This is a genomic window from Streptomyces sp. NPDC102270 (assembly GCF_044766405.1).
Lineage (GTDB): Bacteria > Actinomycetota > Actinomycetes > Streptomycetales > Streptomycetaceae > Streptomyces.
This window is the reverse complement of record NZ_JBIWLX010000016.1, coordinates 113,926-128,067: the sequence shown is the minus strand read 5'-3', so window position 1 is coordinate 128,067 and position 14,142 is coordinate 113,926. Positions and strand designations below refer to the sequence as shown.

The 14,142-nt window shown below is 71.7% G+C and carries 9 protein-coding genes; all 9 read right to left on the bottom strand.

Going from position 1 to position 14,142, the window contains the following annotated elements:
• Nucleotides 1-4 precede the first annotated feature (4 nt).
• The 9 genes from ACIRP7_RS31705 to ACIRP7_RS31665 all read right to left on the bottom strand — a co-directional run bounded on the left by ACIRP7_RS31705 (nt 5) and on the right by ACIRP7_RS31665 (nt 13,253).
• Entirely contained in the window at nt 5-832 is an 828-nt protein-coding gene (locus tag ACIRP7_RS31705; protein WP_403666159.1) for a carbohydrate ABC transporter permease, read from the bottom strand.
• Nucleotides 829-1,740 (bottom strand): carbohydrate ABC transporter permease, encoded by a 912-nt coding sequence (locus ACIRP7_RS31700; RefSeq protein WP_403666157.1) that lies wholly within the window; start codon nt 1,738-1,740, stop codon nt 829-831. The genes ACIRP7_RS31705 and ACIRP7_RS31700 overlap by 4 nt, the downstream gene beginning before the upstream one ends.
• Nucleotides 1,737-2,969: an ABC transporter substrate-binding protein gene (locus ACIRP7_RS31695; RefSeq protein WP_403666155.1), complete on the bottom strand. Its 1,233-nt coding sequence runs from the start codon at nt 2,967-2,969 to the stop codon at nt 1,737-1,739. Before ACIRP7_RS31695 ends, ACIRP7_RS31700 begins: the two co-directional genes overlap by 4 nt.
• Before the next feature lie 45 nt (nt 2,970-3,014).
• Nucleotides 3,015-3,968 (bottom strand): LacI family DNA-binding transcriptional regulator, encoded by a 954-nt coding sequence (locus ACIRP7_RS31690; RefSeq protein ID WP_403666153.1) that lies wholly within the window; start codon nt 3,966-3,968, stop codon nt 3,015-3,017.
• Nucleotides 3,969-3,970: 2 nt separating this feature from the next.
• Nucleotides 3,971-6,412, bottom strand: a complete 2,442-nt coding sequence (locus ACIRP7_RS31685; RefSeq protein ID WP_403666151.1) for a SpoIIE family protein phosphatase — start codon at nt 6,410-6,412, stop codon at nt 3,971-3,973.
• A gap of 77 nt (nt 6,413-6,489) precedes the next feature.
• On the bottom strand, nt 6,490-9,690 hold the full coding sequence (locus ACIRP7_RS31680) for an amidohydrolase family protein (RefSeq protein WP_403666149.1): 3,201 nt from the start codon (nt 9,688-9,690) through the stop codon (nt 6,490-6,492).
• A 122-nt stretch (nt 9,691-9,812) separates the two neighbouring features.
• On the bottom strand, nt 9,813-10,412 hold the full coding sequence (locus tag ACIRP7_RS31675; RefSeq protein WP_403666147.1) for a hypothetical protein: 600 nt from the start codon (nt 10,410-10,412) through the stop codon (nt 9,813-9,815).
• A 135-nt stretch (nt 10,413-10,547) separates the two neighbouring features.
• On the bottom strand, nt 10,548-11,876 hold the full coding sequence (locus ACIRP7_RS31670) for an enolase C-terminal domain-like protein (RefSeq protein WP_403666145.1): 1,329 nt from the start codon (nt 11,874-11,876) through the stop codon (nt 10,548-10,550).
• Nucleotides 11,877-11,915: 39 nt separating this feature from the next.
• Complete coding sequence (locus tag ACIRP7_RS31665; protein WP_403666143.1) at nt 11,916-13,253, bottom strand: gluconate:H+ symporter; 1,338 nt, start codon at nt 13,251-13,253, stop codon at nt 11,916-11,918.
• Nucleotides 13,254-14,142 lie beyond the last annotated feature (889 nt).

Genomic DNA, 14,142 nt, shown 5'->3' with positions numbered 1-14,142 from the left:
GCGTTCAGCCCCTCACGCTGCCCGTGGTGAGCCCGCCGACGATGAAGCGCTGGAAGACGGCGAAGACGCAGACCACCGGGATGCTGATGAGGGTGGCGGTGGCCATCAGGGCGCCCCACGACGTCCCGTGCTGCCCGATGAAGGCGTTCAGCAGGACGGTGACGGGCTGGACGTCGGGGTCCTCGGCGAGTGTGAGCCCGAACAGGAACTCGCCCCAGCCGATCAGGAAGGACAGCCCGGCCGCCGCGACCACACCGGGCACCATGAGCGGCAGCACGACCCGCAGCAGCACACCGGGCAGTCCGCAGCCGTCGACCAGGGCCGACTCCTCCAGCTCCGGAGCGACGCTGCGTATCACGGGACGCAACACGATCACCGTGAAGGGCAGCGTGAGCGTGGTGTCTGCGGCGATCAGGCCGAAGTAGGTGTCGGTGAGACCGGCCCGGCGTTCGAGGATGAACAGCGGGGCCGCCAGCACGATGGCGGGCGGGAGCTGGGCGACGAGGAGCGCGAGCACCATCGCGCCCGAGCCCCGCAGCCGGATCCGGGCGAGGGCGTAGGCGAGCGGGACGCCGAGCAGCAGGGTGAGCGCGACCACCCCGCAGGAGATGACGAGACTGTTGAGCAGGGCCCGGGTCAGGCCCTCGTAGCCCAGGGCCGTGGAGTAGTTCTCGCCGGTGACGGGAGTGGGCGCCCACTGCGGGTCGGGGGTCTGGATGCGGTCCGGGCGGGTGAGGCCGGTCTTCACCATCCAGTACACCGGGAGCAGGAAGACGGCGGTGATCAGCGTGGCGAGCGCGGTCAGCAGCCAGGGGTGGCGCGGTGGTCTCATACGGCACCTCCCGCCGGTGCCTCGTCCTCGCGCCGCAGCCGTCGTACGTACCAGGCACCCGCCAGCAGGGGTACGACGAGCAGCAGCAGGCCCGCCGCGGCTCCCTGGCCGAACCGGAAGAACGTGAAGAACACCTCGTAGACGTAGAGGGAGAGCACGCGGGTGGCGTCGACGGGGCCGCCGCCGGTCATCACGAAGACGAGGTCGAAGACCTTGAAGGTGTAGAGGAGGCCGAGGAGGAGGACGGTCACCGAGACGGGCCGCATCAGCGGGAGGGTGATGTGGCGCAGGCGCTGCCAGGCGCTCGCTCCGTCGATGGCGGCGGCCTCGTGGAGTTCCGGGTCGATGGTGTGCAGTCCGACCAGGAGCAGCAGCATGTTGAAGGGCACGCCGACCCAGACGTTGGCGAAGATGACCCCCGCCATCGAGGTGGACGGGTCGGTGAGCCAGTCGTGGGACAGACCGGCCGGCTTCAACAGGGCGTTGTAGGCGCCGGATTCGGCGTCCAGCATCCAGCGGAAGAGGGTGCCGCTGACCACCGGGGGCAGCAGCCAGGCGACCAGCAGCAGGGAGCGCAGGAGGCCGCCCAGGGGGAACGGGCGGGCGAAGAGCAGGGCCAGGGCGAAGCCGATCGTGAACTGGAGCAGCAGCGAGCCCAGGGTGAAGACCAGGGAGAGGCGTACCGAGTGCCAGAAGGCCGGGTCGTCGGCCACGGTCCGGTAGTTGTCCAGTCCGTTGAACCGCGCGTTCCCGCCGAGGAGTTGGCCCAGGTCGACGTCGTGGACCGAGGTCCACACGGTGTAGAGGAGCGGGTACGCCAGGAAGAGGGCGAGGAAGGCCATGCCCGGCAGGCAGAACAGGTAGCCGGTGCGGCGGCGGTGCGCGGAGAGCGAGCGGGGTTGTCTCATTGCTCGCCCAGAGCCTTGTCGATCTTTCCGGCCGCGGTCCTGGCCGCGGCGGACGGGGACGCGGACCCGGTGAGGACGGCCTGCTCCGCCTCCGCGACGGTCTGCGAGGCCTCGGCGTAGTGGGCGCCGTACTGGCGTGGCCGGGCCAGGGGCAGCTGACTGAGGAAGAGCCTGAGGGCCGGGTCGGAGGCCCAGCTGCCCCGGCCGGCGAGGTCCTTGCGGGCGGGCAGCTCGCCGAAGGACACCAGGTACGGGACGAGGACCGAGGGGCGCTGTGTGTACTGCAGCACCTCCCACGCCTTGTCCACGTGCTTGCTGTTCGCCATCACGACCCAGTTCTCCCCGCCCAGGCAGGTGGCGGCCTCCTTGTCGCGGGGCAGGGCGACGACGTTCCAGTCGAAGTCGGCCTTCTTCAGGGTCGGGATCTGCCAGGGGCCGTTGATCTGCATCGCGGCACGCTGGTTGAGGAAGCGGGTGTTGACGTCCTGCTGGGTCCAGCCCACGCACTGCTCGGACAGGGAGCCCTTGGCGATCAGCTCGTCGAGGAAGGTGAGCGCGGTGGCGCCGTAGGTGCTGAAGGTGTCCAGGTCGCCGCCCGCCTGCCAGAGGAACGGCAGGAACTGGAAGACACCTTCCTCGGTCTTGATCGCGCTCAGGGCCAGGCCGTAGCGGTCGCCGCTGGTCAGTTTCTGGGCGGTGGAGGCGAGTTCGTCCCAGGTGGTGGGGGGCTCGACACCGGCGGACTTGAGCATGCGGGTGTTGTAGTAGAGGGCGAGGCAGTTGCTGTTGTTGGGGATGCCGAGGGTCTTGCCGCCGACCTGGCAGCCCTCCCACGGGCCCTTGTAGTACTGGTCGGCCTGGCCCCACTTCTCGACTCTGGCGGTGAGGTCGGCCAGGAGCCGGCTGCCGCCGAGGGTGTTCATGGCCACGTTGTCGACGATCGCGAGGTCGGGGAGGTCACCGGAGATCGCGCCCAGGGTGATCTGCCGTTCCAGCTCGGCGAAGGGGAAGGTGCGGCGCTCGATCCTGACGTCCGGGACACCGGCCTCGATGTCCTTGATCAGGCGGTTCATCCCGGGCTGGAAGTTGTCCAGGGTGAAGTAGTCCCACCAGCGCAGGGTCACCGGTCCGGACTCTCCGGAGCTGCACGAGGTCAGACCGAGGGCGGCGGTGGCCGCCGCCGCGCCGGTGACACGCAGGAAGCCACGGCGGTCGACGGGGTACGACATGGTCTGCTCCCAGAGGTTCGATGATCGGGCACAGAAACCGACGTATCAGAAATCCAGGTCGATATCGGGGAAATCGGGCAGGTCGGGGAGATCGGACTCGGGTTCCGAGCCGGGCACCGGTCGGCAGCGTCCCGTGCTCCCGCGCAGGGTGATCAGCGGCTTCAGCAGGACGTGCCGGGCAGGCGAGTCCGGTGCGCGCAGCCGCCGCACCATCAGGTCCACGGCGACCCGGGTCATCTCCTTGGCGGGAATCTCGGCGGCCGTCAGGGGCGGGTTCACCTGTTCGGCCCAGGGGCTCGCCGCCACGCCGACGACGGAGAAGTCGCGCGGCACGCTGCGGCCGTTGCGGGTGAGTCCGCGGTAGACGCCCTCCAGGGCCGCTTCGTTCATGGTGACCAGCGAGGTCGTCGCCGGGTCGTCGCTCAGGATCCGCTCCACGACCTCCTCCCCCGAGGCGACGTCGTCGCCGCACAGATAGGCGTGCGGGGTGAGCAGCAGTTTCTTCAACGCCTCGGTGTAGCCCTCGTCCCCGAGCCGGGCGAAGCCGTAGCCGCTGTCGAAGAGCTGCTCGGACCGGTTGACGAAGGCGATCCTGCGGTGGCCGAGGTCGGCGAGGTGCTGGACGCAGCCGCCGGCCAGTCCGGCGAAGTCCAGGTCGACCCAGCCGGCCGCGTCGGCCCGGCGGTTGCGGCCGATGGCCACGAACGGGAAACCCGCCTCGGCCAGGTACTCGACGCGGTCGTCCTCCCGGCGGATCTCCATGACGATGACGCCGTCCACCCGCCGGTCGTCGACCATCCGGGGGAACGAGGGGTCGTCATGGGCGCCGGCGGGGGCGAGCAGCAGGTCGTAGCCCTGCGCGGCGGCGGCCTCGGCCACGCCGCCGACGAAGGCGAGCTGCATGGTGGTGTACTCGCCCAGGCGGCCGGCGGGCGGGTAGAGGAGCCCGAGTGTGTGCGTGCCACGGTGGGGGCCGTCGGTTGCTGGTCGCGCTGCCATGGTCAGCCGGCCGGGAGGGACTGTTCGGCCCAGATGGTCTTGCCCGCGGGGGTCTGGCGGGTGCCCCAGCCCTGGGTGAGCTGGGCGACCATGTGCAGCCCGCGACCGCCCTCGTCGTAGGTGCGGGCGCGGCGCAGATGCGGGGCGGTGTTGCTGGCGTCGGAGACCTCGCAGATCAGGGTCCGGTCGCGGATGAGCCTGAGGCCGATCGGTACGGCGCCGTAGCGGATGGCGTTGGTGACCAGCTCGCTCACCACCAGCTCCGTGACGAACGCCGCCTCCTCCAGGCCCCACGCCCTGAGCTGGCGGGTTACCTGGGCGCGGGCGTCGGCCACGACCGACGGGTCGGAGGGCAGCGACCAGGCGGCGACCTGGTCGGCGTGCAGGGCACGGGTGCGGGCCAGGAGCAGCGCCACGTCGTCGGAGGGGCTCGCGGGCAGCAGGGCCTTCAGAATGGTGTCGCAGGTGGCCTCCAGCGAGGTGGCGGGGCCGGACAGCGCTTCGCAGAGCCCTTGGAGACCCAGGCCCACGTCGCGGTTGCGCGTCTCGACCAGGCCGTCGGTGCAGAACGCCAGCAGACTGCCCTCGGGCAGCTCGATCTCGGTGCACTCGAAGGGCAGCCCGCCGACGCCGAGCAGCGGGCCGGGGGTCAGCTCGACCACGCGGGCCGTCCCGTCGGGGAGCAGCACGACGGGCGGGACGTGACCGGCGCTGGCGATGGTGCACACCCGGGACACCGGGTCGTAGACGGCGTAGAGACAGGTCGCGCCGATCTCGCCGCTGACGAGGTACGGCTCGTCCGGGGCGATGTCCTCCTTGTCCGTGGCGAGATGCGTGACCAGGTCGTCGAGGTGGGTGAGGAGTTCGTCCGGGGGCAGGTCGACGTCGGCGAGGGTGCGGACGGCGGTGCGCAGCCGGCCCATGGTGGCGGAGGCGTGGATGCCGTGGCCGACCACGTCCCCGACGACCAGGGCGACCCGGGTCCCGGACAGCGGCACCACGTCGAACCAGTCGCCGCCGACGCCCGCGCCGGTCCCGGCGGGCAGATAGCGGTACGCCACCTCGACGGCCGCCTGCCTGGGCAGGTCCCGGGGCAGGAGGCTGCGCTGGAGGGTGAGGGCGTTGGTGCGTTCGCGGGTGTAGCGACGGGCGTTGTCGACGCCGACCGCCGCCCGGCCGGCGAGCTCCTCGGCGAGGAGCAGGTCGTCCGGTTCGAAGGGCGGGGAGCCTTTCACCCGGGTGAAGACCGCCACTCCGAGGGTGATGCCGCGGGCGCGCAGCGGGGTGGCCATGACGGAGTGGAAGCCGAACTCCGCCACCCGGGCGGTCCGCGTCTCGTGCCCGGCGATCCAGGCCTCGAAATCGGGGTCGTCCACGCCGCTGAGCACCGGTTTCCCGTCGGCCAGGCAGCGAGCGGGCGGTGAGAACGGCGGGTAGGTGTCCATGTCCCCCAGGTCGATGGCGGCCTCGGGCACATCCTCCCCCTCGGCGGTGGACTGATGGGCGGCCCTGCGCAGCACCACGGCCGCGTCGACCGGTCCCGGTACGGGTTCGTCGCCGCGCAGCACGGAGTCGAGGAGGTCCACGCTGACGAAGTCGGCGAGGCGGGGCACGGCGAGGTCGGCGAGCTCCTGGGCGGTGCGGGTCACGTTCAGGGTGGTGCCGATGCGGGCGCCGGCCTCCTGCAGCAGTGCCAGCCGCTGCCGGGCCGCGTGCTGGTCGGTGCTGTCGAAGGCGGCGGTGCCGACCCCGACGACCTCACCGGTGCCGGGGTCGCGGACGGGCCACAGCTCGATCACCCAGGCGCGGTGGTGGGTGGTGGTGAGGAGGGGGGTGGCGGGTGTGGCCCCGGGGGCGCAGGACGGCTCCGGGGCCAGACACTCGTAGCGCAGCGGGGCGCCTTCGTCGGCGACCCGGCGCACACTCCGCAGAAAGCCGTCGTCGGCGAGGGCGGCTGCCTGCCGCTCGCCGTCCGTCTCGGCAGCGCCCTCGACTCCGCCCTGTGCGACCGCGTTCCGTTGCCATGCGCCGGACGCCGTGGCGTGGGTCGAGAGCGCGATCGAGGACTGGTCGAAGGCCCACTGCACCAGGGGCGGCCCCGAGTGCGGGAAGAGGGCCACGACGAAGTACCGGGCCCTGCCGTCGGCGTCCAGTGAGGGCTGGGCGTGCAGGGTCGTCTCGACGCGGTGACCGTCCCGATGCCGTAGTGCGGCCGCGCCCCGCCATTCCTGGGAGCCGGTGAGGGAGAGCCCGGTCGCCTCGGGAGCCGCCGCACCGTGGAGCAGATCGGTCGCGGCGCGCCCTACGACCTCGGGGGCGCGGTGCCCCAGCAGTCGTCGAGCGCCCTCGCTCCACCCTGTGACCACGCCGTCCAGACTGAGGGTGACCGTCGCGACATCGGATGACCACCCGCTGTGACCGTTACCTTGATCAAAAGTGGCCATTCTTGCTCAATTCGCGCGGTGAGGTGCCTCACAGACCCAGGGTGCGCGCCGCACCGGAATCGGACAAGTCAGGTCCTTCACAGCTCGGTCCCCGGATCGCAGCACCCCTCACGCCGCATCTGCCGGCCCACCTCGAGCCATTCCGCGTCGGAGGACGCGCCAGGTGACGCGTCGGAGCGCCGCAGGGAGCCGAAGGAGTCCACGAGGTCCGCCTGCTCGAAGGGCACACCCCCGCGCAGTACCACCACCGTGCGGATGAGAGTGTCGAAGTCGGTGAAGGGATCACCGTCCACGACGGTGAGATCGGCGAGCTTGCCCTCCTCCAGGGTGCCCAGGTCCGCGTCCGCGCCGAAGACCCGGGCGGGCAGCAGGGTGGCGGTGCGCAGGGTCTCGGCCGGCGAGAGGCCGCCGCGGTGCAGCGCCCGCAGGGCGAGGTGCAGCTGCAGTCCGACCGGCACGAGGGGCTGGTCGGTGCCGAGCGCGACGAGACCGCCTTCGGCGAGGATCCGCCGATAGATGGCCAATTCCCGGTCGAGCGTGGCGAGTTGGGGGGACGTGGGTGGCAGCCCGGCCTGTTGGCGGACCAGCGCGCTGTCCCACGGCGGCATCAGCGTGGTGACACGGCGGTCCTCGGCGAGCGCGGGGTCCGCGCCCAGCAGGGCGAGCGCCGTGAACGGGGTGGCGATCAGGTGGAAGCCCGCCTCGGTGTAGATCTCCCGGACGTCCTGGTGGGCGCGGCCGGTGGCGGTGGTCGCATGCCCGAACTCCAGCCGCTGTGTGGCCTGCAGATGGGTCGTCAGGTCCTGCCCGAGCTGCACGCCCGGCGTACAGAGGTGGCTGCCGCTGCGCACCCCGAGCCTCTCGTGCGCGAAGTCCGCGGCCTCCTTCATCACCCAGCCCGGGGCGCGGACGTACGTCTTCACGAAGTCCCAGTCCAGCGCCACCGCACGCGCCAGTGAGCGGCGCAGCCCTTCGGGGGTGCGGTGGGCGCGGCCCATGCTGTAGGCGACGCGGGCTCCGTCGAGCAGTTCGCCGGTGGTCAGCAGCCGCGGCCCGGCGAGCGCGCCCGCGGCGACCGCCTCGCGGATGCGGGCCTGCTCGTAGGCGAAGCCGCCCAGGGAGACGGCGGTCGTGATGCCGTAGGCGAGTTGGAGCGCGGTCTGCCGTCCGCCGTAGGTGCTCTGCCAGGGGTGGGTGTGCGCGTCCCACAGTCCCGGGAGTACGGTGCGCCCGCTCGCGTCGACCCGTCGTGCGGCCGACCGTCCGGCACGGTGCGGGGAGACCTCCGCGATACGGCCGTCACGGATCAGGAGGTCGATGTCCTCACGGACGTCCTCCCCGGTGCCGTCCCAGAACCGGCCGGCGTGCACGAGGGTGTCGGCGGGGCGGGGGCGCCGGTAGCTCATCGGCACCTTGACGGTCCGGGCCTTGCCGCTGCGGACGTCGATGAGGCGCGGGGTGCCTGCGGAGAGGTAGAGCAGGGTGCGGGCGTCGGCGGACCACGAGGGGTGGTCGGCGGGCTCGGCGGTGAGGCGGCGCGGCGTCCCGTCGGGGGTGCCGTCCGCGCGGACCGGGAGCAGCCACAGGGCGGACTCGGTGACGACGGCCATCCAGCGGCCGTCCGGCGACCAGACCGGGCCCGAGTCGTAGCGGTCGGACAGGGAGGTGTGCGGGGCGAGGGCGTGCAGGGTGGCGCTGCCGGTGGTGGTGTCGACGACCCTGATGAGGTTGTAGCCCTCGCGGAAGCGCTGGTTGAGCCGGTTGCGATCGCACAGGGCGACATACCGGCCGTCCGGGGACCAGCTGGGGCGGCCGGGCAGCCCGCCCGCGCCGAGCGGGGCGACGAGGGTGCGTTCGCCGCCGTCCGGCAGGTCGCGCACGATCAGGTTGCCGGACATGTCCAGGCAGGCCAGCCGGGTCCCGTCGGGCGAGAGCGCGGGGAAGACCCGGCCGCCGTCGGCGAGCACGGTCTCCTCGCCGGAGTCGAGGTCGCGGCGCCGTACGGCGAACAGTCCGTCGCGGTCGTCGCAGTACAGCAGGGCGGTGCCGTCGGGTGTCCAGATCGGCCCCGACACATAGCGGGTGGGCGGTACGTGGAGGATCTTCCGGGGTGGGCGGCCGCCCGATGTCCCGGCGGTCCACAGGGAGTTGAGTGCGGCGAAGGCGATGCTGCGGCCGTCGGGCGAGAGCACGGGCAGGTGCAGGGCGCGCACCCGCCGGATGCCGGTGCCCTCGAAGTCGTAGGCCTTGCCCCGGTAGCGGGGCCGTTCCACGGGCATCTGAGCCGTGAACGGGATCTCCTCCGCCGCCGCGGGCGCCCCGGGGTCGAGGAGGCGGAAGTGGCCGTCCACCGCGAGCAGGAGCCGTTCGCCGTCGGTCCAGCGGGGCGGGGCGGGCAGCACGTCACCGTCGACGGCGACCGGCGTGCGGTCCACGACGAGGGTGCACGAGGCGCTGGGGGCGGGCGTGGTGCGCAGATACGCGAGCGTGCCGCCGGATGAGACGGCCGGGGTCATGAGCTGGGCGCCGGAGTCGTCGGTGTGCTCCACGGTGACCGGCCCCGAGCCGTCGGCGGCGACCGAGGCGACGGTGTCGGCGCGCAGGGCGCCCGAGGCGGTGACGGCCGCGCGGACGAACAGCACGCGCTCGCCGTCCGGCGACCAGGTGGGGTCGAAGTCCTCCCAGGCGCCGCCCTGCGCCGGGCCCTCCTGTCCGGGGTGCCCGGTGAGCCGGGTCAGCGCTCCGGAGCGCACGTCGACGACCCAGATGCGGTACGGGCTGCCGGTGACGGTGTCGCCGCCGCGCTCGGAGGCGAACGCGATCCGGGTGCCGTCCGGCGACCAGGCGGGGCCGCGGTCGTCCCAGGGCCCGTCGGTGAGCTGTCGTACGTCGCCGCCGTCGGACCGCAGGGTCCAGAGGTGGAAGCCGCCGCCACGGTAGGCGCACACGACGAGCCGACTGCCGTCGGGCGAGAACTGCGGCCGGGCGGGTTCCAGGCCGGGCGTGGTGAGCGCGCGGGCGGTGCCGCCGGTGCGCGGAAGGGACCAGAGCACGTTCTGCACCTCGGCGACGAGCCGGTCACCGGCCGGGGAGAGCGTCGCGGAACCGCCGGTGACAGCGGTCAGGGTGAGGGTGGCCGTGGCCTTGTCGGAGGGGGCCGCCGAGGCGGGTGGGCCGGCGGCCGCGACGGCGGTGGCGGTCACGCCGGCGGCCTGGAGGAATCTGCGCCGGGAGAGCGGGCCGGGCCGGGAAGTGTCGTGGGTGCCGTGGGCGTCCAAGGGAGCCTCCAGTGGGCGCGGGTGAGGTGCCGGACGACAGGGCCCTTCCCCGCGGGGACCGGTCCTGCGCACCAGCACGGTGTCCGGGGACGTTTTTCGCCCCCGGACACCAACCGCTCAGCTCACAGACCGTCACGCACCATCGCGGCGACGATCCGCACGTGGCGGTCGGCCGCCGTACCGGAGAACTCGTTCTCGTAGTTCAGGCCGTAGGGCCAGAAGTGCCCGCCGCCGGTACTCAACTTGACCGAGGAACCGTCGAACTGCCGGACCAGAGCGGTCGCCTGGGCACCGGTCCAGGTGCCGCTGCCGCCCAGGGAGGACCAGCCCGAGCTCGTGCCCACGCCGATGGTGTGGGCGATCTCGTGCAGGGCGGTCCGCTCGGTCATGTAACTGCGGTTGCCGCCGAAGCGGATGGTTCCGTTGATGTTGCCGTCCGCGGTGGGCACGCTCGGGTCGTAGCGGACCGTGAGGGACTTCCCCAGATCGCTGAGGTTGTTGTAGCGGGCCACCGCGGCGTTCATCGCCGAGGTGATGAGGGTGTACGCCGCCTGCTGGTCCGCGGTGGGGTTGCTCGCCCGCTCCAGGGTCCAGGTGATGGTGGCCGCCGCGACCTGCTCGTGGGGTGCGGTCGCGGCGGGCGGGGCGGCGTGGGCGATGCCGGGGCCGGCCAGGAGCAGGGCGGCCAGCGCTGCTGCCACTGCGGTCTTTCGTCGGTTCATGTGGGGGTCCTCTTGTGGGGGGAGTGGATCCCGTGGGGGGAAAGTCGAGGCATGAACAGTCGGAAAGCGCTTTCCAAGTGGCACGGATGCTAATGATCTGACTTGCTCACGTCAACAAGTTCGACCACAGGGAACTCAGCGCACCAAGCACGGCCGCTTCGCGTCGAACGTCCAGTCCTTGATCAGGTACTGCATCCCGGCGGCATCGTCACGACCCGCCGAGGCCACCTCCTCGTACAACTCCTCCGCGGCCCGGAGCCGGTCGCGGTCCAACCGGACGCCGAGGCCGGGGGTGCCCGGGACGGCGACCTCGCCGCCGCTGATCCGCGGCGGTTCGACGGTGAGCCGCTCCATGCCCTCCTGCCAGATCCAGTGGGTGTCGAGGGCGTTGTACTCGCCCGGGGCGGCGGCACCGCAGTGCGCCATCATCGCGAGCGAGATGTCGAAGTGGTTGTTGGAGTGGCAGCCCCAGGTCAGCCCCATGGCGTGGCACAGCTGGGCAACCCGGACCGAGCCCTGCATGGTCCAGAAGTGCGGGTCGGCGAGCGGGATGGACACGGACTGCAGGGCCAGGGCGTGGGTCAGCTGCCGCCAGTCCGTGGCGATCATGTTGGTGGCGGTGGGCAGCCCGGTGGCCCGGCGGAACTCGGCGAGGACCTCCCGGCCGGAGTAACCGCCTTCCGCACCGCACGGATCCTCGGCGTAGGCGAGCGTGCCGACGAGCGGACGGCACAGCTCGACCGCCGCCCGCAGGGACCACGCGCCGTTCGGATCGAGGGTGATCCGGGCCTCGGGGAACCGCTCCTTGAGGGCGCGTACGGCCTTCACCTCCTCGCTGCCGGGCAGCACACCGCCCTTGAGCTTGAAGTCGCGGAAGCCGTAGTGGTCGTAAGCCGCTTCCGCCTGACGGACGATCGCCTCGGGGGTCAGCGCCTCCTCGCGCCGGACGCGGTACCACTCGACGTTCGCACCGGGCTCACGGACGTAGCCGAGGTCGGTGCGGTCCGGGTCGCCGACGTAGAAGAGATAGCCCAGGACCCTTACCGCGTCGCGTTGTTGGCCGTCACCGAGCAGGGCCGCGACCGGGATGTCGAGATGCTGTCCGAGCAGGTCCAGAAGCGCCGACTCGACGGCGGTGACCGCGTGCACGGTCGTACGGAGATCGAAGGTCTGGGAGCCGCGGCCGCCCGAGTCGCGGTCGGCGAAGGTGTCGTGGAGGGTGCGCAGGACGCGCTTGTAGTCGCCGACGCGAGCACCGACGACCAGGGGCTCGGCGTCGCGCAGGGTCCGGGTGATGCCCTCACCGCCCGGCACCTCGCCGAGGCCGGTGCGTCCCTCGGAGTCCTCGAGGACGACGACGTTCCGGGTGAAGTACGGGGCGTGGGCACCGGAGAGGTTCAGGAGCATGGAGTCCCGGCCGGCGACGGGGTGGACGGAGAACTTCGTGACGACGGGTTGACTCATGGCGGGGCGGTGTCCTTCTGACGAGTGACGAGGGGGAGGTCAGACGTTCAGGGCGTCCAGCACCTGTTCCAGGACCAGTACACCGCCGAGGCCCAGGAGTGCGAGGACCGTCGTGTACGTGGTGCGTGCCTTGATCGCGTCGATGACGGACAGGTTGAAGTACTCCTTGAACATCCAGAATCCCGGGTCGTTGACGTGCGAGAAGGCGATCGACCCGCAGGAGACGGCGAGCACCATGACCTCGGCGTGGACCCCGCCGCCCGCGAGCAGCGGCAGTGCGACGCCGGAGGCGGTGACGACGGCGACGGTCGCGGAACCGAGGGCCACGCGCAGGATCGCGGCGATCAGCCAGGCCAGGATGATCGGGGAGATGGACCAGCCGTCGGTCGCGTCCTTGATGTAGTCGGAGATCCCGCCCTCGACCAGGACGTTCTTGAAGGCACCGCCCGCTCCGATGACCAGCAGGATCATCGCCATGGCCTGGGCCGCCTCTCGGCACGAGGTGCTCACCTCCGCCAGGCTGCGCCCCATGCGCGGTCCGAAGACCCAGACGGCGACGAGCAGCGTGAGCAGCAGGGCGATGGGCGCGGAGCCGATGAAGGCGACGAAGTGCAGTCCGGCGCTGTCCCCCGAGGTGGCCAGGTCGGTCACCGCGGCACCGGCGATCAGCACGACGGGCAGCAGGGCCACCGCCAGCGACCAGCCCATGCCGGGCATCTCCTCCTCCTCGAAGACCCGTTCGCTGACCAGGCCCTTGGGGATCTCGGGGTTCATCCGCCGGACGAACGGCAGGCGCGGCCACAGCAGCGCGATGAACGCGCCGACCGGCACGGCGATGAACAGGCCGTAGAACAAGGTCAGTCCGACAGAGGCGTGGAAGGTGGCCGCCACGGCCGTGGGGCCCGGATGGGGCGGCAGGAAGCTGTGCATGGTGGACAGGGCGATCGACATCGGCAGCCCGACCCAGAGCAGGTTGACCCGGGTGACCCGGACGAGGGTGAAGGCGACCGGCACGATGATGACGAAGGCGACCTCGTAGAACATGGTCACGCCGATGAGCATCGCGGACAGCACCATGGCGACCTGCACCCAGCGCGGGCCGCACACGTCGAGCAGTCTGCCGGCGATCCGTTGGGCGGCGCCGGAGTCCCCCATCACCCGGCCGACCATGGCGCCGAGCCCGATGGTGAGCATCGTGTCGCCGATCTGGCCCCCGATGCCCTCCGACAGGACGTCCGGTATCTCCTCCAGCGCTATCCCCTGGACCAGGGCGACACCTACGGCGACCAGGAGGAGGGCGGCGAAGCCGTTCAGTCTCAGCTTCGTCATCAGAAAAAGCAGGACGAGGACGCTGATCCCGACCACGACGAGCGGCATGTGTCAGTTCTCCCTTGAACCGGCGGAGCGGTGAGGAGAGTTCGGCGGAGTACCCCGGTGAGTCACCCCACTGAACTCGGTCCTCATACAAAGACATCGTCTACATATGAGGACGGAGGCTAGATGTAGGGATCATCGAAGGTCAATGGGTGGGCACACATCACCTCGCGATTGGCCAACGCCGGAGCGCGCGGGCGTCCCCGCGGTGAGGTCGGCGGCCCATGTCGCCGCGGTGCTCGATCTGCTCGCGGGGCGAGGCGAACTCGCGCAAGCGCCGGGGTCTCCTCGGAGCAGCGCGTGCGCCTTGTGCGGACCGTCATGGAGGGCGGCTGGGTCAGCCGGTGCCGGCGAGCCGTCGGGGGCGTTCACGGGCGCGGTCGACGGGCAGGAGCGGGCACCTGCGCACGCAGCCGCGTTGACCGGCGGGTGCCCCCCGGGGGTGCCCGGGGAGGCGCTGCTCACGGAGCACGCCGACGCATCGACGACGAGCCGTTGGAGGCGTTCACGGCCTCGACCCACCGGCAGGAGCGGGCACTCGCGCATGATCAGGCGCCTGGGCCAGCAGCCGCTGCCCTCGCACGCCGGGGCGCCCGGGGAGGCACGCGCCGATGCCTAACTCCCCGTGGGCGACGGGCTGTTGGAGGCATTCACAGGCTCGGGCGACCGGGAAAAGGCAGGCACTTGCGCACGATCAGCCGCCTGGGCCAGTGGCTGCCCTCGAATGCCGGGGCACCCGCGGAGGCACCCACCGATGCCTAACTCCCCGTGAGCAACGGGCTGTTGGAGGCATTCACAGGCTCGGGCGACCGGGAGGAGGCAGGCACTCGCGCACGATCAGCCGCCTGGGCCAGTGGCTGCCCTCCTATGCCGGGGCGCCCGGGGAGGCACG

Bases quoted from the DNA above. Each gene is read 5' to 3' on its own strand.
- ACIRP7_RS31700 (WP_403666157.1), bottom strand. From the start codon at position 1,740: ATGAGACAACCCCGCTCGCTCTCCGCGCACCGCCGCCGCACCGGCTAC.
- ACIRP7_RS31685 (WP_403666151.1), bottom strand. From the start codon at position 6,412: ATGGCCACTTTTGATCAAGGTAACGGTCACAGCGGGTGGTCATCCGAT.
- ACIRP7_RS31690 (WP_403666153.1), bottom strand. From the start codon at position 3,968: ATGGCAGCGCGACCAGCAACCGACGGCCCCCACCGTGGCACGCACACA.
- ACIRP7_RS31695 (WP_403666155.1), bottom strand. From the start codon at position 2,969: ATGTCGTACCCCGTCGACCGCCGTGGCTTCCTGCGTGTCACCGGCGCG.
- ACIRP7_RS31705 (WP_403666159.1), bottom strand. From the start codon at position 832: ATGAGACCACCGCGCCACCCCTGGCTGCTGACCGCGCTCGCCACGCTG.
- ACIRP7_RS31675 (WP_403666147.1), bottom strand. From the start codon at position 10,412: ATGAACCGACGAAAGACCGCAGTGGCAGCAGCGCTGGCCGCCCTGCTC.
- ACIRP7_RS31665 (WP_403666143.1), bottom strand. From the start codon at position 13,253: ATGCCGCTCGTCGTGGTCGGGATCAGCGTCCTCGTCCTGCTTTTTCTG.
- ACIRP7_RS31670 (WP_403666145.1), bottom strand. From the start codon at position 11,876: ATGAGTCAACCCGTCGTCACGAAGTTCTCCGTCCACCCCGTCGCCGGC.